Source organism: Streptococcus sp. 2342 (assembly GCF_013276795.1).
GTDB lineage: Bacteria > Bacillota > Bacilli > Lactobacillales > Streptococcaceae > Streptococcus.
This window is the reverse complement of record NZ_VMLR01000001.1, coordinates 192,727-214,556: the sequence shown is the minus strand read 5'-3', so window position 1 is coordinate 214,556 and position 21,830 is coordinate 192,727. Positions and strand designations below refer to the sequence as shown.

The window sequence follows — 21,830 nt, the reverse complement described above, 5'->3', positions numbered from 1 at the left end:
TTATTCTATAGTTTCAAACTATAAAGCCATATAAAATTTAAGAAAGGACTCTAAAAATCTTAAAAACAGGGATATTTACGAACGTTTAGAGAGTTTAAGGATGTTAAAAATCTTGTTTTGTGTTATAATGAATTATCACATTAGAGGTTAGAGGAGTTTTGAATGAAAACAGATATTGAAATCGCACAGAGTATTGAGTTGAAGCCAATCGTTGATGTTGTAGAGAAACTTGGTATTTCTTACGATGATTTGGAGTTGTATGGAAAGTACAAGGCTAAACTCAGCTTTGATAAAATTCGTGCAGTTGAGAGCAATCCAGTTGGGAAATTGATTTTGGTTACTGCTATCAACCCAACACCTGCAGGTGAAGGGAAATCAACTATTACCATTGGTCTAGCGGATGCCTTGAACAAGATTGGCAAGAAAACCATGATTGCTATCCGCGAACCATCTCTTGGTCCAGTAATGGGGATTAAGGGTGGTGCTGCTGGTGGTGGTTACGCCCAAGTGCTGCCAATGGAAGACATCAACCTCCACTTTACTGGAGACATGCATGCCATTACAACTGCTAATAATGCTCTTTCAGCATTGATTGACAACCACTTGCACCAAGGGAATGAGTTGGGGATTGACCAACGTCGTATCCTCTGGAAACGTGTAGTGGACTTGAATGATCGTGCACTTCGTCATGTAACCGTTGGACTTGGTGGTCCTCTAAACGGTATTCCTCGTGAGGATGGTTTTGATATTACAGTTGCTTCTGAAATCATGGCAATTCTTTGTTTGGCGACTGATATTGAAGATTTGAAACGCCGTTTGGCTAATATCGTTATCGGTTATCGTTATGATCGTACACCTGTTTCTGTTGGCGATTTGCAGGTTGAGGGTGCCTTAGCATTGATTTTGAAGGATGCTATTAAGCCAAATCTGGTTCAGACAATTTACGGTACACCTGCTTTTGTACACGGTGGTCCATTTGCCAATATTGCTCATGGATGTAATTCAGTCTTGGCAACAAGCACAGCCCTTCACTTAGCTGATTACACAGTCACAGAAGCTGGTTTTGGTGCTGACCTTGGTGCCGAGAAATTCCTTGATATTAAGACACCAAACTTGCCAACATATCCAGATGCAGTAGTTATTGTTGCAACCCTTCGTGCCCTTAAGATGAATGGTGGCGTGGCTAAGGATGCTCTTACAGAGGAAAATGTAGAAGCAGTTCGTGCCGGTTTTGCCAACTTGAAACGCCATGTTGAAAATATCCGTAAATTTGGTGTACCTGCAGTTGTAGCAATCAATGAATTTGTCTCTGATACTGAAGCTGAAATTGCAGCCTTGAAAGAACTTTGTGACTCAATCGATGTACCAGTTGAATTGGCTAGTGTCTGGGCTGATGGTGCAGAAGGTGGAGTAGCACTTGCCGAAACAGTTGTCAAAACCATCGCTGAAACCCCAGCTAACTATAAACGTTTGTATGACAATGACCTTTCTGTCCAAGAAAAGATTGAAAAGATTGTCACTGAAATCTACCGTGGTAGCAAAGTAAATTTTGAGAAGAAAGCTCAAACGCAAATCGCTCAAATTGTTCAAAATGGTTGGGACAAATTGCCAATCTGTATGGCTAAAACTCAATACAGTTTCTCAGACAATCCAAATGCACTTGGAGCACCTGAAAACTTTGAAATTACCATTCGCGAATTGGTGCCAAAATTAGGTGCAGGCTTCATCGTTGCCTTAACTGGCGATGTCATGACCATGCCAGGTCTTCCAAAACGACCAGCAGCTCTCAACATGGATGTTGAAAGTGACGGAACCGTTCTAGGCTTGTTCTAATAGTTTAATTGAAATCAAATGAGTTTGGAAATAATATCCAAGCTCATTTTTTATCTAGATATAAGAAGTTGCCTTCTACACGTAACCAGTCTAGTTAAAGATATTTTCCTTGATTTTTGATATAATAGAAATATTGACTTCAAGAGTAAGGAAGAGAAGATGAACGCATTATTAAATGGAATGAATGACCGTCAGGCTGAGGCGGTGCAAACGACAGAAGGTCCCTTGTTGATCATGGCGGGGGCTGGTTCTGGAAAGACCCGAGTTTTGACCCACCGTATCGCTTATTTGATTGATGAAAAGCTTGTCAATCCGTGGAATATCTTGGCTATTACCTTTACTAATAAGGCTGCGCGTGAGATGAAAGAGCGTGCTTATAGCCTCAATCCAGCCACTCAGGACTGTTTGATAGCGACCTTTCACTCCATGTGTGTGCGTATTCTGCGTCGCGATGCGGACCATATTGGCTACAATCGTAATTTTACTATTGTGGATCCTGGTGAACAGCGAACTCTTATGAAACGCATTCTTAAGCAGTTAAACTTGGATCCGAAAAAATGGAATGAACGGAGCATTTTAGGAACTATTTCCAATGCTAAGAATGATTTGATTGATGATGTGGCTTATGCTGCCCAAGCTGGAGATATGTACACGCAAATCGTGGCCCAGTGTTATACAGCCTATCAGAAAGAGCTTCGTCAGTCGGAGTCGGTTGACTTTGATGATTTGATTATGCTGACTCTGCGTCTCTTTGATCAAAATCCTGATGTCTTGACCTACTACCAGCAAAAATTTCAGTACATCCATGTTGATGAGTACCAAGATACCAACCACGCACAGTACCAATTGGTTAAACTCTTGGCTTCCCGTTTTAAAAATATCTGTGTGGTTGGGGATGCTGACCAGTCCATCTACGGTTGGCGTGGTGCTGACATGCAGAATATCTTGGATTTCGAGAAAGATTATCCCCAAGCCAAGGTTGTTTTGTTGGAGGAGAATTACCGTTCCACCAAAATCATTCTCCAAGCGGCCAACGAGGTCATTAAAAACAATAAAAACCGCCGTCCTAAGAATCTCTGGACTCAAAATGCTGATGGGGAGCAAATCGTTTACTATCGTGCCAATGATGAGCTGGATGAGGCTGTATTTGTAGCCAAAACCATCGATGAACTTGGTCGGAGTCAAAACTTCCTTCACAAGGATTTTGCAGTTCTCTATCGGACTAATGCCCAGTCCCGTACTATTGAGGAAGCCTTGCTTAAGTCCAATATTCCTTATACAATGGTCGGAGGAACCAAGTTCTACAGCCGTAAGGAAATCCGCGATATTATCGCTTATCTTAATCTTATTGCCAATTTGAGTGACAATATCAGTTTTGAGCGTATTATCAACGAGCCTAAACGTGGAATTGGGCCAGGTACAGTTGAGAAAATCCGTGACTTTGCGAATATGCAAGATATGTCCATGCTAGATGCTTCAGCTAATATCATGTTATCTGGTATCAAGGGTAAAGCAGTCCAGTCTATCTGGGATTTTGCCAATATGATTCTAGATTTACGAGAGCAGCTAGATCAATTAAATATTACAGAGTTGGTTGAGGCCGTCCTAGAAAAAACAGGTTACGTCGATATTCTAAATGCTCAAGCGACCTTAGAAAGCAAGGCTAGGGTTGAAAATATTGAAGAGTTCCTTTCTGTGACGAAAAACTTTGATGACATCTCTGATGGGCCAGAAGAGGAAACTGGTCTGGATAAACTGAGTCGTTTCCTAAATGATTTGGCCTTGATTGCAGACACAGATTCAGGCAGTCAGGAGACATCAGAAGTGACCTTGATGACCCTGCATGCTGCCAAAGGTCTTGAGTTTCCAGTTGTCTTTTTGATTGGGATGGAAGAAAATGTCTTTCCGCTTAGCCGTGCAGCTGAAGATCAAGATGAATTAGAAGAAGAACGCCGTCTGGCCTATGTAGGAATTACGCGTGCAGAGAAAATTCTCTATCTGACCAATGCCAACTCGCGCCTGCTTTTTGGTCGTACCAACTACAATCGTCCGACTCGTTTTATTAACGAAATCAGTTCAGACTTACTTGAGTATCAAGGGTTGGCTCGTCCAGCAAATACAAGCTTTAAAGCATCATATAGTAGTGGTGGCCTTGCCTTCGGTCAAGGTATGAGTTTGGCGCAGGCCCTCCAAGACCGTAAACGCAGTGCTGCTCCAAAAACTATCCAGTCAAGCGGTCTCCCATTTGGTCAATTTATAGCTGGCACAAAATCAGCGTCTAGCGAGGCAAATTGGTCTATTGGTGATATTGCCCTCCACAAGAAATGGGGAGAGGGAACTGTTCTGGAAGTTTCAGGTAACGGAGCTACTCAGGAATTAAAAATCAATTTCCCAGAAGTAGGTTTGAAAAAACTTTTAGCTAGTGTAGCCCCAATTGAGAAAAAAATCTAATTTTCCATCCTTCTCACGAATAATAAAGTGAGGAGGATTTTTATGTACAGTATTTCATTCCAAGAAGATTCACTATTGCCAAGAGAAAGACTAGCCAAGGAAGGAGTAGAAGCGCTCAGTAACCAAGAGTTGCTAGCTATTTTACTTAGGACAGGAACACGTCAAGCCAGCGTTTTTGAAATTGCCCAGAAAGTCTTGAACAACCTTTCAAGCCTAACGGATTTGAAAAAAATGACCCTGCAGGAATTGCAGAGTCTGTCTGGTATCGGTCGTGTTAAGGCTATAGAGTTGCAAGCTATGATTGAATTGGGGCATCGTATTCATAAACATGAGACCCTTGAAATGGAAAGTATTCTCAGCAGTCAAAAGTTGGCCAAGAAGATGCAGCAGGAATTGGGACATAAAAAACAAGAGCACCTGGTGGCGCTCTATCTCAATACTCAAAATCAAATCATCCATCAACAGACCATTTTTATCGGTTCTGCAACTCGTAGTATCGCTGAACCGCGAGAGATTCTTCACTATGCCATCAAGCATATGGCGACTTCACTCATCTTGGTTCACAATCATCCTTCGGGAGCAGTAGCTCCTAGCCGGAATGATGATCATGTCACTAAACTTGTCAAAGAAGCCTGTGACCTGATGGGAATTGTCCTCTTGGACCATTTGATTGTCTCACATTCTAGTTACTTTAGTTACCGTGAAAAGACGGATTTAATCTAAAGGTCATTAACGACATAGTCAAAGAGGTTTTTATCTTTGGGACGATTTTCAAATAGAAATTCTGGGTGCCATTGGACACCGAGAAAGGGAACATCATCCGTACTCATGACAGCCTCAATGATACCATCTTTAGGATCATGAGCTGCAATCTTTAAATTTGGTGCTAAATCCTTGATGCTCTGGTGGTGGAAGGAGTTGATATGGGAAATTTCTCCATAGATTTCTCGAAGAACTGTATCAGGCTCTGTCACCAAGCGTTGAGTTGTGTACTCGGCAGAACAATCCTGCCAATGGTCTTCGATATCTTGGTACAGAGTTCCGCCCATGGCAACGTTAAAAAGCTGAGTCCCACGACAGACAGAGAAAATCGGCTTTTGCTGTTTGATAGATTCCTTGATGAGGGCTAGTTCGAAGATATCTCTTTGAAGGTGGTAGTCATCGCTATCAATGGTTTTTGGTTCACCATAGAATTTTGGATCAACATTTTGCCCACCTGTCAAGATGAGCTTGTCAATCATACTGATATAGTGGCAGGCCATTTCTTGATCACCAATCGGTAGGATGATGGGAATCCCTCCAGCGTCTTTAACGCCTTCAACAAAGCCTTTTGCTGCGTAGCTCATCATGATGTCATCATCAGGATGAGTTTTTTCGTTTCCTGTAATCCCTATAACTGGTTTTTTCATAAAATGATTTTCGCTTTCTAATCCTCTTTTCGCATGAAATAGAGGAGGGTTTGGAGTTCACTTGTCAAATCGACATACTGAACGACCACATCTTTTGGTAAATGCAGATGGACTGGTGAAAAACTAAGAATTCCTTTTACGCCAGCATCAACCAAGAGATTAGCGACCTCTTGTGACTTGACGCTGGGAACGGTCAGGATAGCAGTCTTGACATCAGCATCCTTGATTTTATCCTTGATTTGAGAAATTCCGTAAATGGGAATCCCGTCAGGAGTTTGGGTACCGACTTCAGGATGGTCATCTAGGTCAAAGGCCATGATAATCTTCATCTTGTTACGCTCGTGGAAGCGGTAGTGGAGAAGGGCATGGCCCATATTTCCAATACCTACTAGCATGACATTGGTAATGGAGTTATCATTGAGCAAATCGGCAAAAAACGTCATCAGTTTTTTGACATCATAGCCAAAACCACGACGACCTAGTTCACCAAAATAGGAAAAATCACGACGAACTGTCGCTGAATCAATACCGATAGCCTCTGCAATTTGTTTAGAGTTGGCACGTTCAATCTTTTCTGCATGAAATCTCTTAAAAATTCGATAGTAGAGAGAGAGTCTTTTCGCTGTAGCTTTTGGAATAGCAGACTGTTTATCTTTCACAAAATCACAACCTTTCTATTCTTCTATTTTATAGAAACATTGTGAAAAAATCAACAAAAACAAGAAAAAACTAAGAAAAATCTTAGTTTTGTTGTAAAAAATCTGCATGTGATAGAAAACGGTAGAGGTCTCCGACCAGACCTTGGTAAACTTCCTGCCCTTTAAAGGTCAAAGAAGTTACATAAAGTGTATCTGGCAGAGTCACACATCCTGACAGAGCTAGCATGAGAGCCTCATAATCTTCATACTTGAGAGTCCGCTCTACATGATAGCTGTCTTTATAGGTCAGTTGAAACATATGGGACCTATCTTTCAGATTTTGTAAAGACACCACGTTCTACTAAGCTATCCATGAGGAAGTAGAATTTTTCCTGATGAATGTGGTGGTCTTCTGATTTGAAAATATCAACCAGACGAAGACCAAACTTGTCAGTGATATTGATTTTAGCCCCTGTAAGTTCCTTGTTAATGATGATTTTGAGTTGGAAGCCTTCACCACTGTTTGGCACTTTTTCCAAAAGGCGAGTCAGTTCATAGTTACCAACCTTAGTCTCAAAAAAGGTGTTATCTTTGAGGGTGAATTTTTTAACAGAAGGGCTAAGAGTATAGTCGTAACGACAATTTTTTAATTGAATGGTTTTTTCAAATGCCATATGGCTAACCTCCGATAATTTCTTTTAAGGTTTTTGCGAGGGTTTGTAGGTCTTCAACAGTATTTTCTGGAGAGAGACTGATACGAACGGATTCCTTCAAGTGTTCTGAATTTGCCCCGTACATAGCTTCAAGAACATGGCTGGATTGGACAATGCCTGCCGTACATGCTGAGCCAGTAGAGATAGAAATTCCAGCCAAATCTAGACGAAGGAGTAAGAGGTCGTTTTTCTGGCTAGGAAATCCAATATTGAGAACATAAGGGAGATGGTGTTCGCCTCTATTCAGGTAGTACTGAACTCCCTCTAGCTCTGCCAGAAAGGCAGTTTCTAGATTTTGTACATGTTGAAAATTGTCTTCTTGCTTTTCTAGGTCCTCTTTTAGGGCTGCAAGCATGCCTACGATGGCAGCCAGATTTTCAGTCCCTGCACGTTTTTTTTGTTCTTGGTCTCCGCCATGTAGATAGGAATCAAAGTCCATGCTAGATGCGTAGAGAAAGCCGATTCCCTTAGGACCATGAAATTTATGGGCCGAAGCAGTGAGAAAATCAATGCCCAATTCTTCGGGTTGAATTGGTATTTTACCAATAGCCTGAACTGCATCGACATGATAGGCAGCAGGGTGTTGCTTGAGTATTTGGCCAATTTCAGCAATGGGAAGTAGGTTTCCTGTCTCATTATTAGCAAACATGGTAGAAACCAAAATCGTATCGTCACGTAAAGCTTTTTGAATTTGTTGGGCTGTGATTTCTTGATTTTCTGGCTGGATAATGGTTACTTCAAAACCAAAGTGCTGAACCAAGTAATCAATGGTTTCAAGGACAGCATGGTGCTCAATAGCAGTTGTGATGATATGTTTTCCTTGCTCTTGGTGACGAAGGCAGTAGCCAATGATAGCAGTATTGTTGCCTTCTGTCCCACCAGAAGTGAAAAAGATATGTTGAGGTTTTGTCCCCAGTAACTGAGCTAGTTCTTGACGGGCTTCTCGCAAGAGTTTACCAGCTTGACGACCATGAGCATGAATACTAGAAGGATTTCCATAGGTTTCTTGCATAACCTTGGTCATAGCTGAAATAGCAACTGCTGACATGGGAGTCGTGGCAGCATTGTCCAAATAAATCAAAGAATCACCTTATTTCTTTTTGTTGTAGGCAAAGAGTGGGCTGACTGGTTTTCTTTCGTGGATACGGACGATGGCATCACCAATTAACTCACTAGCAGTGATGTAGCATACGTTTTTAGGAGTTTTTTCTTTTGTTGCTACTGAATCAGTCACAAGAATTTCTTTAATCTTAGTATTGTCAAGAAGTTCAGCAGCACCTTCAACGAAGAGACCGTGGCTAGAAACAGCATAAATTTCTGTAGCCCCTTCATGTTCAACGATTTTAGCAGCTTCAGAGAAGGTACGTCCTGTATTTAAAATGTCATCAATCAAGATGGCTTTTTTACCTTCAACATCACCGATGATATAGCCTTCGTTGCGAGTTGCATCGTCTTGAGGGTAGTCGATAATGGCGATAGGAGCATCAAGATATTCAGCCAGGCTACGAGCACGTTTCACCCCTGAATTTTTAGGGCTAACGACAACAACATCTGAACCAAGTAGGCCCTTATCGCAGTAATGTTTTGCAAATAGGGGAACTGTGAAAAGATTATCGACTGGAATATCAAAGAAACCTTGAACCTGAACGGCATGCAAATCAAGAGTCAGGATACGATCAACCCCAGCCTTAACCAGCATATTGGCAACTAGTTTTGCTGTAAGTGGCTCACGAGGACAAGCAATGCGGTCTTGACGTGCATAGCCAAAATACGGAAGGACAACGTTGATACTGTGAGCACTTGCACGCACACAAGCATCAACCATGATTAACAATTCCATTAGGTGGTTGTTAACAGGAAAGCTTGTAGATTGGATGATGTAAACATCGTATCCACGAACACTCTCTTCGATATTAACTTGGATCTCTCCATCAGAAAATTGACGTGATGATAGTTTTCCAAGCGGTACACCAACAGCTTGTGCAATTTTCTGTGCAATCTCTTGGTTAGAGTTGAGTGCGAAAAGTTTCATATTTTTTCTATCTGACATTATAGACCGTCCTCTGTAAACTTTATAAATCCTAGTTATATCTGTCTTACCTATATGAACTGGGATTTGTGTATTTTTATCTTTTATATTTTACCAAAAAATGAAGATTATTTCAGCTATTTTTCATGCTTTTGACAAATCGAACTAATTTTGAAGGAGCTTTTTGATAAGCAATCTGATTTTCCTCTAAAAATTGCTGGAAATCTTGTTTGCCTTGCTCGTGATTTTCCACTTCAAGCTCCAATTCGTAATCTGTCATATCAAAGTATTGACTCTCATCTAGCGCCATGAGACCAATAGCTGTTTGCATTTCATAGCGAAGCGTTGTTAGACAACCAAGAACCTGCCACTTTTTACTTTGGATACCATGTTTCACCAATTCATCCACTACTAGCCCTTGAGGAAGTTCTTCCTTAGCCAGATAGTTTTCAGCATCTTTTAGTTGCAATTTTTGATTGTATTCCATGTTTCCGATACTTTGTGGGACTTTGAGTGTCAATTCTGCCCAGTCTTCAAAAGTTCGAATGCGCATAGCAACTTTCTTTTCTCGCAGTTCAAAATTAGGCGTGTCGATGTAGTAATTTTTTTGAAGAACAGGAGTGATACCAGTGAACTGCTCTTTTAGACGATCATATTCATCTTTTTTCAATAGTGTTTTCAATTCAATTTCTAAATGTTTCATTTTTCTTACCTTTTCTTTATCGTTGAAAGCGGATTTATGGTATAATAAGCATTGTATTTATTGTATATGAATCTGGAGAAAAAATCAAAGATATTTTTGAAGGATAATATGAGAACAAGGGAGAATATATGACCTTAGAATGGGAAGAATTTCTAGATCCTTACATTCAAGCTGTTGGTGAGTTAAAGATTAAACTACGTGGTATTCGGAAGCAATATCGCAAGCAAAATAAGCATTCTCCGATTGAGTTTGTGACTGGTCGAGTCAAGCCAATTGAAAGTATCAAGGAAAAAATGGCTCGACGTGGTATTACTTATGCGACCTTAGAACACGATTTACAGGATATTGCTGGTTTGCGTGTGATGGTCCAGTTTGTAGATGACGTCCAAGAAGTTGTGGCTATTTTGCGCAAGCGTCAGGATATGCGGATCGTACAAGAGCGAGATTACATTACTCATCGAAAGGCTTCAGGCTACCGTTCCTATCATGTGGTAGTAGAATATATGGTTGACACTATCAATGGTGCTAAGACCATATTGGCGGAAATTCAAATACGTACCTTGGCCATGAATTTCTGGGCAACGATAGAACATTCTCTCAACTACAAGTACCAAGGGGCTTTCCCAGAGGAAATTAAAAAGAGACTGGAAATTACTGCCAAAATTGCCCATCAGTTGGATGAAGAAATGGGTAAAATTCGTGATGATATCCAAGAAGCCCAGGCACTTTTTGATCCTTTGAGTAGAAAATTAAATGATGGTGTAGGAAACAGTGACGATACAGATGAAGAATACAGGTAAACGAATTGACCTGATAGCCAATAGAAAACCACAGAGTCAAAGGGTTTTGTATGAATTGCGAGATCGTTTGAAGAGAAATCAGTTTATACTCAATGATACCAATCCAGATATCGTTATTTCCATTGGTGGGGATGGCATGCTCTTGTCGGCCTTTCATAAGTACGAAAATCAGCTTGACAAGGTACGCTTTATCGGTGTTCACACTGGACATTTGGGCTTCTATACGGACTACCGTGATTTTGAGTTGGACAAGCTAGTGACTAATTTGCAGCTAGATACAGGAGCAAGAGTCTCTTACCCTGTTCTAAATGTGAAGGTCTTTCTTGGAAATGGTGAAGTGAAGATTTTTAGAGCACTAAATGAAGCTAGTATCCGAAGGTCGGATCGAACAATGGTAGCAGATATTGTCATCAATGGTGTTCCCTTTGAACGTTTTCGTGGAGACGGGCTAACAGTTTCGACACCGACTGGTAGTACAGCCTATAACAAGTCGCTCGGCGGAGCTGTTTTACACCCTACCATTGAAGCTCTGCAGTTGACAGAAATTGCCAGCCTTAACAATCGTGTTTATCGAACGCTGGGTTCATCTATTATTGTTCCTAAGAAGGATAAGATTGAACTCATTCCAACGAGAAACGATTACCATACCATTTCGGTTGACAATAGCGTTTATTCCTTCCGCAATATTGAGCGAATTGAGTATCAAATCGACCATCATAAGATTCACTTTGTCGCATCGCCGAGCCATACCAGTTTCTGGAATCGTGTTAAGGATGCTTTCATCGGCGAGGTGGACGAATGAGGTTTGAATTTATCGCAGATGAGCATGTCAAGGTTAAGACCTTCTTAAAAAAGCACGAGGTTTCTAAGGGGCTGCTGGCTAAGATTAAGTTTCGAGGCGGAGCTATTCTGGTCAATGACCAACCGCAAAATGCAACCTATCTATTGGATATTGGAGACCGAGTTACCATTGATATTCCCGCTGAGGAAGGTTTTGAAACTCTCGAAGCTATCGAGAGACCATTAGACATTCTCTATGAGGATGACCATTTTCTAGTCTTGAATAAACCCTATGGAGTGGCTTCTATTCCTAGTGTCAATCACTCCAATACCATTGCTAATTTTATCAAGGGTTACTATGTCAAGCAAAATTACGAAAATCAGCAGGTTCACATTGTAACTAGGCTTGATAGGGACACTTCTGGCTTGATGCTCTTTGCCAAGCACGGATATGCCCACGCACGATTAGACAAGCAGTTGCAGAAGAAGTCCATTGAAAAACGCTACTTTGCTTTGGTTAAGGGGGATGGACATTTGGAGTCGGAAGGAGAAATTATTGCTCCGATTGCGCGTGATGAAGACTCCATTATCACTAGACGAGTGGCTAAAGGTGGAAAGTATGCCCATACATCCTACAAGATTGTAGCTTCTTATGGAAGTATTCACTTGGTTGATATTCGCCTGCATACTGGTCGAACCCACCAAATTCGAGTCCACTTTTCTCATATTGGTTTTCCTTTGTTGGGAGATGATTTATACGGTGGTAGTCTGGACGACGGCATCCAACGTCAGGCCCTGCATTGCCATTACCTATCCTTTTATCATCCGTTTTTAGAGCAAGACTTGCAGTTAGAAAGTCCCTTGCCGGATGATTTCAGCAACCTTATTACCCAGTTATCAACTAATACTCTATAAAAACTGATTCAGAGTATAATTATTATCTTAAAGGAGAAAACTCATGGAAGTTTTTGAAAGTCTCAAATCCAACCTGGTTGGTAAAAATGCTCGTATCGTTCTCCCTGAAGGGGAAGAACCTCGTATTCTTCAAGCAACTAAACGCCTGGTAAAAGAAACAGAAGTGATTCCTGTTTTGCTTGGAAATCCTGAAAAAATTAAAATTTATCTTGAAATTGAAGGGATCATGGATGGTTATGAAGTCATTGACCCTCAACATTATCCTCAATTTGAAGAAATGGTTGCTGCCTTGGTAGAGCGTCGCAAGGGCAAAATATCTGAAGAAGATGCACGCAAGGTTTTGGTTGAAGATGTCAACTACTTTGGTGTTATGTTGGTTTACTTGGACTTGGTTGATGGAATGGTATCAGGTGCGATTCACTCAACAGCTTCAACAGTTCGCCCAGCCCTACAAATCATCAAAACTCGTCCAAATGTGACTCGTACTTCAGGAGCCTTCCTCATGGTTCGTGGTACGGAACGTTACCTATTTGGAGACTGTGCTATCAATATCAATCCAGATGCAGAAGCCTTGGCTGAAATTGCCATCAACTCAGCAATCACAGCTAAGATGTTTGGTATCGAGCCTAAAATTGCTATGCTAAGCTATTCTACTAAAGGTTCAGGGTTTGGTGAAAGCGTTGATAAGGTTGTGGAAGCTACTAAAATTGCTCACGACTTGCGTCCTGATCTTGAAATCGATGGTGAGTTGCAATTTGATGCGGCCTTTGTTCCAGAAACTGCAGCTTTGAAAGCTCCTGGAAGTACAGTAGCTGGTCAAGCAAATGTCTTCATCTTCCCAGGTATCGAGGCAGGAAATATCGGATACAAGATGGCAGAACGTCTTGGTGGTTTTGCGGCTGTTGGACCTGTTCTACAAGGTTTGAACAAGCCAGTTAACGACCTTTCTCGTGGATGTAATGCAGATGATGTTTATAAGTTGACCCTTATCACAGCAGCCCAAGCTGTTCATCAATAAAGAGAAGCGCCACTAAATAATTCGCATTTATAATCAAAAAACGCACAGTATCAGGAGCCGAAAATGATACTATGCGTTTTATTGTGTGAAGATTTACTTCATTTTCTCTTAAAATTGAGTTTTTGCCCAGCCCATTTTTAGTCTTTATAAGCTACGATACCAATGATGGTATCAACTGCACGTTCCATAGTCTGAAGGCTAACGTATTCAAAACGTCCGTGCATATTCTCGCCACCAGCAAAGATATTAGGGGTTGGGATTCCCATAAAGGAAATCTTAGAGCCGTCTGTCCCTCCACGGATTGGTTCGATTATAGGAGTGATCCCCAAATCTTCCATAACGGCTTTAGCAATGGTAATTGGAGTCATATCTTTTTCAATGACTTCTTTCATATTGTAGTACTGGTCTGTCAAGTTGAGAGTGACACGGTCGCTACCAAGTTCTTGATTCATCTTATCAGCGATAGACTGCATTGCTGCTTTACGAGCTTCAAAGGCATCTTTTTCAAAATCGCGAATGATGTAGCTTGCACGCGCCTCTTCGACACTACCTGTCACATCCATTAGATGGTAAAAACCTTGGTAACCATCCGTTAACTCAGGTCGGTCATTCTCTGGAAGTTGATTATGAAAATCAATTGCTAACTGAAGGGCGTTGACCATCTGACCTTTGGCAGTACCAGGGTGGACATTGCGTCCTTGGAAATGCAATTCAGCACCCGCTGCTGAAAAGGTCTCGTACTGAAGCTCACCTAATGGACCACCATCAACAGTGTAGGCAAAATCCACATCAAAATCTTCTGCATCAAATTTATTGGCACCAACACCGATTTCCTCATCTGGACCAAAACCAACACGAATCTCACAGTGCTTGATTTCAGGGTGGGCAGTCAGATATTCAATAGCAGTCATAATTTCAGCAATTCCTGACTTGTCATCAGCACCTAGTAAGGTTGTTCCATCGGTTGTGATGAGCGTTTGTCCTGGATATTTCTCAAGACTCTTAAAGTCAGCTGGATCGAGTTTGAAACCAGAATTCCCTAGTTCAATCACACCACCATCGTAGTTTTCAATTACCTGAGGATTAACTCCTTCGGCATTAAAATCAGCAGTATCCATGTGGGAGATGAAGCCAATTTTACGTGTTAAAGATGGATCATTGGCTGGCAAGGTACCAATCGCAAAACCATTTGGAAGGTAGTAGACGTTTTGCAGTCCAACACGTTTCATTTCAGGGATCAGGACATTGGTTGCGAAGTCAACCTGACTCTGTGTACTTGGAGTAGTAGTAGAGTGTTCATCAGAGCGTGTGTTGACCTTAACGTAGGTTAAGAAGCGGTCCAAGAGATTGGGGTAAGTCATAAAAAACTCCTTTTGAATTCATTTTTTCCATTGTATCATAGAAAGAAAAGAAAAACAAAAGACAGAAGTTCGGGAAATTCGCTATGTTGGCGTTTACTTATTAATGGATAAATGATAAAATAAACTTGATAAAAATATCACAAGGAAGCAGTTATGAAAAAAGCAATTTTAATGATGACATTCGGTTCGCCAGAAGAGATTACCTTTGAAGGTGTGGCTGATTTTTTCACAAATATTCGTCGCGGAGTGAGACCTCAAGACCACGAGATTCAAACTCTCTATGATAATTATGTACGAATTGGAGGCACGCCTCTGCAAAGAATTACCCGTGAAGAGGTTGCCTTGGTAGAAGCTAGACTGGGAAATGAATATAGTGTCTATTTTGCCAATAAATTTTCCAAACCCTTTATCCCAGATGTGATTGGTCAGATGGAAGCAGACGGCATTGAACAGTGTATTTGCTTGATTTTGGAGCCTCATTATTCTTTTTACTCTGTCATGGGCTATGAGAAATTTTTAGAAAGCAAGCAAATTCAATTTTTGGTCATTAAGGACTGGTATCAGGAAGAAGAGCTCTTAAACTATTGGGCAGATGAAATTGCTAAGATTTTAAAAGAAGAAGTAAAGCAGGATAGCTTTAAAGTCATCTTTTCAGCCCACAGTGTGCCCATTTTTGCCTTGGATTTTGGTGATCCCTATATCGATCAAATTTTTGAAAATAGCAAGTTAGTCGCTGAAAAACTAGGTTTGAGTTCCGAACAATATACCAACACTTGGCAGAGTGAAAGTGATATCGGTATTCCATGGATTAAGCCAGATGTTTTGGAGTATCTCAGAGAACAGACAGAACATCCAGACCATTATATTTTTGTTCCTATCAGCTTCATTAGTGAGCATATTGAGGTCTTGTTTGATAATGATGTGGAATGTTATGAGTTATGTCAGGAATTGGGTGTAAACTACCATCGTCCACCAATGCCAAATACGGATTCTCGCTTAATTGCTGCCTTGATTAATACAGTCAGAGCCAATGAACATCAAGAGTTTAAGGAATTTCTTCCAGAAGAAGAAACCTTTGATGAGTTAGTTCCTTCAGATGAGACGAAAAACATTTTGGCTGAATCTCAAGATTTACAAATGCCTGAATTTGTGAAAAAACTAATTGAGAAAAAAGGTCGGGAGAATGTCAAGATGCCTTATCTTATCAAGAAGATGCTAGAAAAAGCAGGCAAGTTACCCAAAGAGTAAAGAAAAAAGGATTTAGCTTTGTGCTAGATCCTTTTAAACGATTATTTTTTCTCAAGAAGAGCTTTGATTTCTTGAAGGACTTCCAATTCGGTTGGTTTTTTTTCGTCAGTTTTTTCTTCCTTTATGCCAGTCAGTTTCTGTGCTTTTTCAATACCCTTGATAATAAAGAAGAGGGCGGTACCCACAAAGATAAAATTGATAATAGCACTTAAAAAGTTACCATAGCCGACTCCATGCCAAGAAAGTTGAGCGATACGTTCGACTTTAGCAGCTTTCAAAGCTGGATTTAAAATAAGAGGAGTGATAATGTCGTTTACAAGTGAAGTAACGATAGCACCAAAAGCAGAGGCAATGACAACACCGACAGCAAGGTCAATAACATTTCCTCGAAGCAAGAATGATTTTAGATTTTTTAACATACTGTTTTCCTTTCAACGTTTCGTGTTTCATTGTATCCTAAATCATTATAGAAGGCAATTAAAAGGCTCATAAATGGAACATTATTTTCTAAAAATATAGACCTTGCTCAAGATATAATTGATGATAATAATGAGTATTTGTGCAATTATTGTTTCAATAGCATTTATCTTATCAATGTTTTCATTTACGAATTGCCCTATGATATGAGGGAATTGAGTCACAAACAGAAAAGTAAAGAGCAAATCTAACAGAAAAGTAGAAAGGCGGGCAAGAAAAAATTTCACTAAACGAATAAGTCGATTCTTCCTTGCTTGCTTAAATACAATCGTATCATTTGTGATAAAGGCAAAGAGGATACCAATAATATTTGCTAGAGCAGTAGCAAGGAGTTCCTGATGACTTAGTTGATAAATGACTAGTCGTGAGAGAATCGAAACTAGAGTTGTTGCAAGGCCAAAAAAGAGATAGGCTAAGATTTCATTGTTAAAAAATTTTTGAATAGGTTTTTTCATGCTTTAAGTATAGCATAAAGCAGGCTATTGTGCTATACTAGTAAGGTTGAATAAAGCAACCCTTGGTGCTTAGCTTCTTTCACCAAGCATATTACACGCGGATAACCGCCAAAGGAGAAAAAATGAAAAAATTAACTATTCGTGATGTTGCAGATATTGCAATCGTTGCTGCTATTTATGTCGTTTTGACTGTCACACCGCCCCTAAATGCCATCAGCTATGGTGCTTATCAGTTTCGTATTTCAGAAATGATGAACTTTATGGCTTTTTACAATCCCAAGTACATCATCGGAGTTACTATCGGTTGTATGATTGCTAATTTCTTTAGCTTCGGACTACTAGATGTCTTTGTTGGTGGCGGATCAACCTTGGTATTCCTCAGTCTAGGTGTTTGGCTTTTTGCAAAATACAGCAAAGATTACTTCTTTAATGGATTAATTCGAAAAGATCATTTCTTTTTTTCAATCCTCTTTTCAATTTCCATGTTTACTATCGCTGCAGAGTTAAATATTGTAGCAGAATTACCATTCTTCCTTACTTGGTTTACAACAGGGATCGGTGAATTTGCTTCATTGATTATTGGAGCGATTATTATTGGTAAAATTGGTCGTCGAATTGATTTAAGCAAATAGAATAGGACAAGCTAGGTAGCCTTTACCTGGCTTTTTCTTATGGAAAATTTCTAAGGAAACTTGACAAGCTTTTCTGATTATAGTATACTTTTCAAGTAAGCTGATTTAGCTCAGTTGGCAGAGCGCATCCATGGTAAGGATGAGGTCGCCGGTTCAATCCCGGCAATTAGCATGATAGAAACAAAATGACCTTGGGAGATCAAGGTTTTTCTTATCGACCTGTATAAATGAAGTTAAAGAGTTTCGTCTGTTGACAAAAGTGACTCTATCTAGTAGAATAGTAGATGCGATGAGTCGATAGGTAGTCTTCGGACTACTATTGAGCATAAGGAGGTCATAACGCAGGAGCGGACCTTGATGAGTTGTGTGAACCTGCTCATCACATGAAGATGCCTCTTAGTCCTTGGTCTAGCGACTGGGGATTTTTATTTTCCAAAAAATGATGAAAAAGCTTTGCAATTCATGGAAAAAGTAGTATAATACTTCTATTATAGAAATTTTTAGAAAATTCCGAAAGAGGTTATTTATGGGATATACAGTTGCTGTAGTCGGCGCGACAGGTGCTGTCGGTGCTCAGATGATAAAAATGTTGGAAGAATCAACACTTCCAATCGATAAAATTCGTTTACTTGCTTCTGCACGTTCAGCAGGCAAGACTTTAAAATTTAAAGACCAAGATATTACGATTGAAGAAACGACTGAAACAGCTTTTGAAGGAGTTGATATTGCTCTCTTTTCGGCAGGTGGTTCTACATCAGCTAAGTATGCACCATACGCAGTTAAAGCTGGAGCGGTAGTAGTAGATAATACATCTTACTTCCGTCAAAATCCAGATGTTCCTTTGGTTGTTCCAGAGGTCAATGCTCATGCACTTGATGCTCACAACGGGATCATTGCCTGCCCTAACTGTTCAACAATCCAAATGATGGTAGCTCTTGAGCCAGTTCGCCAAAAATGGGGCTTGGACCGTATCATTGTTTCAACCTACCAAGCAGTTTCAGGTGCTGGTATGGGAGCAATTCTTGAGACACAACGTGAACTTCGTGAAGTCTTGAATGATGGTGTAAACCCACGTGATTTGCATGCGGAAATCTTGCCTTCAGGTGGGGACAAGAAACACTATCCTATCGCCTTTAACGCTCTTCCACAAATTGATGTTTTCACTGACAATGATTACACTTACGAAGAGATGAAGATGACTAAGGAAACTAAGAAAATCATGGAAGATGATAGCATTGCAGTATCGGCAACATGTGTCCGTATTCCAGTCTTGTCAGCTCACTCTGAGTCTGTTTACATCGAAACAAAAGAAGTGGCTCCAATTGAAGAAGTAAAAGCAGCTATCGCAGCCTTCCCAGGTGCTGTTCTTGAAGATGATGTAGCTCATCAAATTTATCCTCAAGCTATCAATGCAGTGGGTTCACGTGATACCTTTGTTGGTCGTATCCGTAAAGACTTGGATGCTGAAAAAGGAATCCACATGTGGGTTGTTTCAGATAACCTTCTCAAAGGTGCTGCTTGGAACTCAGTTCAGATTGCAGAAACTCTTCACGAACGTGGCTTGGTTCGTCCAACTGCCGAATTGAAATTTGAATTAAAATAGTCATATCGTTTAGGAGTTCAGATGAACTCCTTCTTTGAAATAGAGAGGTGTTTTCATGTCTTATCAAGATTTAAAAGAGTGTAAAATCATCACTGCCTTTATTACTCCCTTCCACGAGGATGGTTCCATCAACTTTGATGCTATTCCAGCCTTGATTGAGCATTTGTTGGCTCATCATACAGACGGCATTCTTCTAGCTGGAACGACTGCTGAGAGTCCAACCTTGACTCACGATGAAGAGTTGGAGCTATTTGCGGCTGTACAAAAGATTGTCAATGGACGCGTTCCTTTGATTGCGGGTGTAGGTACTAATGATACGCGTGACTCTATTGAGTTTGTCAAAGAAGTAGCAGAATTTGGCGGCTTTGCTGCTGGACTTGCTATTGTTCCTTACTACAACAAACCTTCGCAAGAAGGAATGTATCAGCATTTTAAAGCCATTGCAGATGCTTCTGACTTACCAATTATTATCTATAACATTCCTGGGCGTGTGGTTGTCGAATTGACTCCAGAAACCATGCTTCGCTTGGCTGACCATCCAAATATTATCGGTGTCAAAGAATGTACTAGTTTAGCAAATATGGCTTACTTGATTGAGCACAAACCAGAAGAGTTCTTGGTCTATACTGGTGAGGATGGAGATGCTTTCCATGCCATGAACCTTGGTGCGGATGGGGTTATTTCTGTTGCCTCTCATACAAATGGGGATGAAATGCACGAGATGTTTACTGCTATTACAGAAAGCGATATGAAGAAGGCTGCAGCTATTCAACGTAAATTCATTCCTAAGGTCAATGCCCTCTTCTCTTATCCAAGTCCTGCTCCAGTTAAGGCAGTTTTGAACTACATGGGATTTGAAGCTGGACCAACTCGTCTACCTCTTGTTCCAGCACCAGAAGAAGATGCTAAACGCATTATCAAGGTTGTCGTAGATGGCGACTACGAAGCGACCAAGGCAACTGTAACAGGTGTCCTAAGACCAGATTACTAATAAAGACAATAAAATCCATGACCGAATGAAGGATCATGGATTTTTCTTATTTTCCTAAACAGAATTGGCTAAAAAGTTGGGTAATGAGTTCATCTGGTGCAGCATCCCCTGTGATTTCTCCGAGGATTTCCCAAGTACGAGTTAAGTCAACTTGAAGCAAGTCAACTGGCATACCTAGTTCCAGCCCTTCATTAACAGCCTGTAGGCTTTCAACGGCCTTCTCAATCAAGGAAATGTGACGGGCATTAGACAAGTAGGTAGCATCTTGCTCAACCAAACCAGCATTTTCAAAGAAGAGGTTGTTGATTCTCTCTTCAATCTTATCGATGTTTTGGTTTTTAAGGACTGAAATGCGAATGACATCTTCTGGAAGTTCAGAAGTTTCAATCGTTTCAGGCAGGTCGGTTTTATTAAGAAGAATAATGCGATTAGTCTCCTGACTGATTTCTAGGAGTTGGCGGTCTTGGGCGGTTAGTGGTTCACTGGCATTTAACACAAGTAGTACCAAGTCAGCTTCCTTAAGGGCTTTTTTCGAACGCTCAACACCGATTTGTTCAACCAGGTCATCTGTTTCACGAATTCCTGCAGTATCAATCAGTTTAAGGGGGACACCATTGATGTTGACGTATTCTTCGATGACATCTCGAGTAGTACCAGCAATGTCTGTAACGATAGCCTTGTCCTCACGCAAGAGGTTGTTGAGAAGGCTAGATTTCCCAACGTTGGGGCGTCCGATGATGGCAGTGGAAATTCCTTCACGAAGGATTTTACCGCGACGGGCTGTCCTAAGGAGATTGGTTAGCAATTGCTCAAACTCCTTAGTCTTCTCACGGACAACAGCAGTAGTGGCTTCCTCAACATCGTCATACTCAGGATAGTCTATATTAACCTCAACTTGGGCAAGTGTGTTGAGGATTTCTTGACGGGTATTGTTAATGAGGTCAGAAAGGGAACCGTCTAATTGCTTAACTGCAATGTTCATAGCCTTGTCTGTCTTAGCACGGATGATGTCCATCACAGCCTCAGCCTGTGTCAAATCCACACGACCGTTTAGAAAGGCGCGTTTAGTAAATTCACCAGGTTCTGCCAACCGAGCTCCTTCACGGATCGCTAGTTGGAGAATCTCATTGGTCACCGCAATCCCACCGTGGGTGTTAATCTCGATAATATCTTCACGAGTAAAGGTTTTTGGAGACTTCATGGCTCCCACCATGACCTCGTCCATGACTTTACCAGTCAGAGGATCAACAATGTGACCGTAGTTGAGAGTGTGGCTGGCAACCTGACTCAAGTCTTTTCCTTTAAAAATCTTTTGCGCAATAGCAAAACTTTCTGTTCCGCTCAGGCGGACAATACCAATAGCCCCTTCACCTAGGGGAGTAGAGATAGCAGCGATGGTATCAAATTCACGTGTAATCATAATGTTTCCTTTAATAAATAGCTCTTTTCTTGGAAATTTTTCCAAGTATCCTTTCAAATTGTAACAAATTTAGGCTATTTCTTCAATGGATGCTACTTGGAGATTGAAAAAGCCTAAGCAATTCTGCTTAAGCTAGCTTATTTGGTGCGCATTTCTCCTTGTGGGAAATAAGTTCCTTCTGGCATGTCGTTGATGATGACATGGACAGCAGATTGAGGTGCTCCAGTGTTACGGACAACCGCTTCCGTTACTTCCTTAGCAAGAGCCTTCTTTTGCTCGAGCGTGCGTCCTTCAAATAAATCGATGCGTACAAATGGCATAATAGCTTCCTCCACTAGTTTTTATTTCTTCTAT

Annotated in this window: 23 protein-coding genes, 1 tRNA gene and 1 riboswitch; of the genes, 12 read left to right on the top strand and 12 right to left on the bottom strand. The window is 40.8% G+C overall.

Going from position 1 to position 21,830, the window contains the following annotated elements:
* The first annotated feature begins 162 nt into the window (after positions 1 to 162).
* From HT689_RS00965 to radC, 3 genes are all read left to right on the top strand, one after another.
* A complete protein-coding gene (locus tag HT689_RS00965; RefSeq protein ID WP_173225867.1) occupies positions 163 to 1,833 on the top strand; it encodes a formate--tetrahydrofolate ligase in 1,671 nt (556 codons plus the stop codon).
* A gap of 159 nt (positions 1,834 to 1,992) precedes the next feature.
* The gene (gene pcrA, locus HT689_RS00960) at positions 1,993 to 4,284 is read left to right on the top strand and encodes a DNA helicase PcrA (RefSeq protein ID WP_173225869.1); all 2,292 of its coding nucleotides are present in this window, start codon (positions 1,993 to 1,995) and stop codon (positions 4,282 to 4,284) included.
* Positions 4,285 to 4,326: 42 nt separating this feature from the next.
* Positions 4,327 to 5,007, top strand: a complete 681-nt coding sequence (gene radC, locus HT689_RS00955) for a DNA repair protein RadC (protein WP_033688879.1) — start codon at positions 4,327 to 4,329, stop codon at positions 5,005 to 5,007.
* Here radC and HT689_RS00950 read toward each other — a convergent pair.
* From HT689_RS00950 to HT689_RS00920, 7 genes are all read right to left on the bottom strand, one after another.
* Positions 5,004 to 5,693 carry a gamma-glutamyl-gamma-aminobutyrate hydrolase family protein gene (locus HT689_RS00950; protein WP_173225871.1) on the bottom strand — a complete coding sequence of 230 codons (690 nt, stop codon included), beginning with the start codon at positions 5,691 to 5,693 and terminating at the stop codon, positions 5,004 to 5,006. The two genes, radC and HT689_RS00950, sit on opposite strands and share 4 nt — an antisense overlap.
* A 17-nt stretch (positions 5,694 to 5,710) precedes the next feature.
* Complete coding sequence (locus HT689_RS00945) at positions 5,711 to 6,352, bottom strand: redox-sensing transcriptional repressor Rex (RefSeq protein ID WP_000653417.1); 642 nt, start codon at positions 6,350 to 6,352, stop codon at positions 5,711 to 5,713.
* A gap of 82 nt (positions 6,353 to 6,434) precedes the next feature.
* Positions 6,435 to 6,650 carry a DUF4649 family protein gene (locus HT689_RS00940; RefSeq protein WP_173225873.1) on the bottom strand — a complete coding sequence of 72 codons (216 nt, stop codon included), beginning with the start codon at positions 6,648 to 6,650 and terminating at the stop codon, positions 6,435 to 6,437.
* Between the two features lie 7 nt (positions 6,651 to 6,657).
* The gene (locus HT689_RS00935) at positions 6,658 to 7,005 is read right to left on the bottom strand and encodes a DUF1831 domain-containing protein (protein ID WP_000863540.1); all 348 of its coding nucleotides are present in this window, start codon (positions 7,003 to 7,005) and stop codon (positions 6,658 to 6,660) included.
* 4 nt (positions 7,006 to 7,009) lie between these two features.
* Positions 7,010 to 8,125, bottom strand: a complete 1,116-nt coding sequence (locus tag HT689_RS00930; RefSeq protein WP_173280759.1) for a cysteine desulfurase family protein — start codon at positions 8,123 to 8,125, stop codon at positions 7,010 to 7,012.
* Between the two features lie 9 nt (positions 8,126 to 8,134).
* The gene (locus HT689_RS00925; RefSeq protein ID WP_173280756.1) at positions 8,135 to 9,094 is read right to left on the bottom strand and encodes a ribose-phosphate diphosphokinase; all 960 of its coding nucleotides are present in this window, start codon (positions 9,092 to 9,094) and stop codon (positions 8,135 to 8,137) included.
* Positions 9,095 to 9,206: 112 nt separating this feature from the next.
* Positions 9,207 to 9,776, bottom strand: a complete 570-nt coding sequence (locus HT689_RS00920) for a CYTH domain-containing protein (protein ID WP_173225877.1) — start codon at positions 9,774 to 9,776, stop codon at positions 9,207 to 9,209.
* A 128-nt stretch (positions 9,777 to 9,904) separates the two neighbouring features.
* Between HT689_RS00920 and HT689_RS00915 the strand changes: the two genes are divergently transcribed.
* From HT689_RS00915 to pta, 4 genes are read left to right on the top strand one after another with little or no spacing between them, the layout of a single operon-like run.
* Positions 9,905 to 10,576 carry a GTP pyrophosphokinase family protein gene (locus HT689_RS00915; RefSeq protein ID WP_173225879.1) on the top strand — a complete coding sequence of 224 codons (672 nt, stop codon included), beginning with the start codon at positions 9,905 to 9,907 and terminating at the stop codon, positions 10,574 to 10,576.
* The gene (locus tag HT689_RS00910; RefSeq protein WP_033677288.1) at positions 10,560 to 11,378 is read left to right on the top strand and encodes an NAD kinase; all 819 of its coding nucleotides are present in this window, start codon (positions 10,560 to 10,562) and stop codon (positions 11,376 to 11,378) included. Before HT689_RS00915 ends, HT689_RS00910 begins: the two co-directional genes overlap by 17 nt.
* Positions 11,375 to 12,271: an RluA family pseudouridine synthase gene (locus HT689_RS00905; RefSeq protein ID WP_173225881.1), complete on the top strand. Its 897-nt coding sequence runs from the start codon at positions 11,375 to 11,377 to the stop codon at positions 12,269 to 12,271. Before HT689_RS00910 ends, HT689_RS00905 begins: the two co-directional genes overlap by 4 nt.
* A gap of 43 nt (positions 12,272 to 12,314) precedes the next feature.
* Positions 12,315 to 13,289: a phosphate acetyltransferase gene (gene pta / locus HT689_RS00900; RefSeq protein WP_173225883.1), complete on the top strand. Its 975-nt coding sequence runs from the start codon at positions 12,315 to 12,317 to the stop codon at positions 13,287 to 13,289.
* A gap of 137 nt (positions 13,290 to 13,426) precedes the next feature.
* Here pta and pepT read toward each other — a convergent pair whose 3' ends face one another.
* On the bottom strand, positions 13,427 to 14,650 hold the full coding sequence (pepT, locus tag HT689_RS00895; RefSeq protein ID WP_173225884.1) for a peptidase T: 1,224 nt from the start codon (positions 14,648 to 14,650) through the stop codon (positions 13,427 to 13,429).
* 153 nt (positions 14,651 to 14,803) lie between these two features.
* Here pepT and hemH point away from each other — a divergent pair, with 153 nt between their 5' ends.
* A complete protein-coding gene (gene hemH, locus HT689_RS00890) occupies positions 14,804 to 15,898 on the top strand; it encodes a ferrochelatase (protein ID WP_173212363.1) in 1,095 nt (364 codons plus the stop codon).
* 41 nt (positions 15,899 to 15,939) lie between these two features.
* On the opposite strand, the gene mscL is transcribed toward hemH, so the two are convergent.
* The gene (mscL, locus tag HT689_RS00885; RefSeq protein ID WP_000916792.1) at positions 15,940 to 16,317 is read right to left on the bottom strand and encodes a large conductance mechanosensitive channel protein MscL; all 378 of its coding nucleotides are present in this window, start codon (positions 16,315 to 16,317) and stop codon (positions 15,940 to 15,942) included.
* Between the two features lie 81 nt (positions 16,318 to 16,398).
* Positions 16,399 to 16,830, bottom strand: a complete 432-nt coding sequence (locus HT689_RS00880) for a GtrA family protein (RefSeq protein WP_173225886.1) — start codon at positions 16,828 to 16,830, stop codon at positions 16,399 to 16,401.
* Positions 16,831 to 16,858: 28 nt separating this feature from the next.
* A riboswitch (PreQ1 riboswitch) is annotated at positions 16,859 to 16,955 on the top strand.
* Between HT689_RS00880 and HT689_RS00875 the strand changes: the two genes are divergently transcribed.
* The 4 genes from HT689_RS00875 to dapA all read left to right on the top strand — a co-directional run bounded on the left by HT689_RS00875 (position 16,953) and on the right by dapA (position 20,056).
* Positions 16,953 to 17,462 carry a QueT transporter family protein gene (locus HT689_RS00875; protein ID WP_173225888.1) on the top strand — a complete coding sequence of 170 codons (510 nt, stop codon included), beginning with the start codon at positions 16,953 to 16,955 and terminating at the stop codon, positions 17,460 to 17,462. Its footprint overlaps the riboswitch before it by 3 nt.
* A 99-nt stretch (positions 17,463 to 17,561) precedes the next feature.
* Positions 17,562 to 17,634 (top strand) — tRNA-Thr (locus HT689_RS00870).
* A 354-nt stretch (positions 17,635 to 17,988) separates the two neighbouring features.
* Positions 17,989 to 19,065, top strand: a complete 1,077-nt coding sequence (locus tag HT689_RS00865) for an aspartate-semialdehyde dehydrogenase (RefSeq protein ID WP_000542463.1) — start codon at positions 17,989 to 17,991, stop codon at positions 19,063 to 19,065.
* A 55-nt stretch (positions 19,066 to 19,120) separates the two neighbouring features.
* A complete protein-coding gene (gene dapA / locus HT689_RS00860) occupies positions 19,121 to 20,056 on the top strand; it encodes a 4-hydroxy-tetrahydrodipicolinate synthase (RefSeq protein ID WP_173225890.1) in 936 nt (311 codons plus the stop codon).
* A 46-nt stretch (positions 20,057 to 20,102) separates the two neighbouring features.
* Here the strand turns inward: dapA and mnmE are convergent, their stop codons facing one another.
* Positions 20,103 to 21,476, bottom strand: coding sequence for a tRNA uridine-5-carboxymethylaminomethyl(34) synthesis GTPase MnmE (gene mnmE / locus HT689_RS00855; RefSeq protein WP_173225892.1), 1,374 nt, complete (start codon positions 21,474 to 21,476; stop codon positions 20,103 to 20,105).
* A 137-nt stretch (positions 21,477 to 21,613) separates the two neighbouring features.
* Positions 21,614 to 21,796, bottom strand: coding sequence for a 4-oxalocrotonate tautomerase (locus HT689_RS00850; protein ID WP_001117401.1), 183 nt, complete (start codon positions 21,794 to 21,796; stop codon positions 21,614 to 21,616).
* Positions 21,797 to 21,830 lie beyond the last annotated feature (34 nt).

What these genes read in the sequence shown, in the direction of transcription:
- HT689_RS00965 (WP_173225867.1), top strand. Translation starts at nt 163, where the DNA reads ATGAAAACAGATATTGAAATCGCACAGAGTATTGAGTTGAAGCCAATC.
- pcrA (WP_173225869.1), top strand. Translation starts at nt 1,993, where the DNA reads ATGAACGCATTATTAAATGGAATGAATGACCGTCAGGCTGAGGCGGTG.
- radC (WP_033688879.1), top strand. Translation starts at nt 4,327, where the DNA reads ATGTACAGTATTTCATTCCAAGAAGATTCACTATTGCCAAGAGAAAGA.
- HT689_RS00950 (WP_173225871.1), bottom strand. Translation starts at nt 5,693, where the DNA reads ATGAAAAAACCAGTTATAGGGATTACAGGAAACGAAAAAACTCATCCT.
- HT689_RS00940 (WP_173225873.1), bottom strand. Translation starts at nt 6,650, where the DNA reads ATGTTTCAACTGACCTATAAAGACAGCTATCATGTAGAGCGGACTCTC.
- HT689_RS00935 (WP_000863540.1), bottom strand. Translation starts at nt 7,005, where the DNA reads ATGGCATTTGAAAAAACCATTCAATTAAAAAATTGTCGTTACGACTAT.
- HT689_RS00925 (WP_173280756.1), bottom strand. Translation starts at nt 9,094, where the DNA reads ATGTCAGATAGAAAAAATATGAAACTTTTCGCACTCAACTCTAACCAA.
- HT689_RS00920 (WP_173225877.1), bottom strand. Translation starts at nt 9,776, where the DNA reads ATGAAACATTTAGAAATTGAATTGAAAACACTATTGAAAAAAGATGAA.
- HT689_RS00915 (WP_173225879.1), top strand. Translation starts at nt 9,905, where the DNA reads ATGACCTTAGAATGGGAAGAATTTCTAGATCCTTACATTCAAGCTGTT.
- HT689_RS00910 (WP_033677288.1), top strand. Translation starts at nt 10,560, where the DNA reads ATGAAGAATACAGGTAAACGAATTGACCTGATAGCCAATAGAAAACCA.
- HT689_RS00905 (WP_173225881.1), top strand. Translation starts at nt 11,375, where the DNA reads ATGAGGTTTGAATTTATCGCAGATGAGCATGTCAAGGTTAAGACCTTC.
- pta (WP_173225883.1), top strand. Translation starts at nt 12,315, where the DNA reads ATGGAAGTTTTTGAAAGTCTCAAATCCAACCTGGTTGGTAAAAATGCT.
- pepT (WP_173225884.1), bottom strand. Translation starts at nt 14,650, where the DNA reads ATGACTTACCCCAATCTCTTGGACCGCTTCTTAACCTACGTTAAGGTC.
- hemH (WP_173212363.1), top strand. Translation starts at nt 14,804, where the DNA reads ATGAAAAAAGCAATTTTAATGATGACATTCGGTTCGCCAGAAGAGATT.
- mscL (WP_000916792.1), bottom strand. Translation starts at nt 16,317, where the DNA reads ATGTTAAAAAATCTAAAATCATTCTTGCTTCGAGGAAATGTTATTGAC.
- HT689_RS00880 (WP_173225886.1), bottom strand. Translation starts at nt 16,830, where the DNA reads ATGAAAAAACCTATTCAAAAATTTTTTAACAATGAAATCTTAGCCTAT.
- HT689_RS00875 (WP_173225888.1), top strand. Translation starts at nt 16,953, where the DNA reads ATGAAAAAATTAACTATTCGTGATGTTGCAGATATTGCAATCGTTGCT.
- HT689_RS00865 (WP_000542463.1), top strand. Translation starts at nt 17,989, where the DNA reads ATGGGATATACAGTTGCTGTAGTCGGCGCGACAGGTGCTGTCGGTGCT.
- dapA (WP_173225890.1), top strand. Translation starts at nt 19,121, where the DNA reads ATGTCTTATCAAGATTTAAAAGAGTGTAAAATCATCACTGCCTTTATT.
- mnmE (WP_173225892.1), bottom strand. Translation starts at nt 21,476, where the DNA reads ATGATTACACGTGAATTTGATACCATCGCTGCTATCTCTACTCCCCTA.
- HT689_RS00850 (WP_001117401.1), bottom strand. Translation starts at nt 21,796, where the DNA reads ATGCCATTTGTACGCATCGATTTATTTGAAGGACGCACGCTCGAGCAA.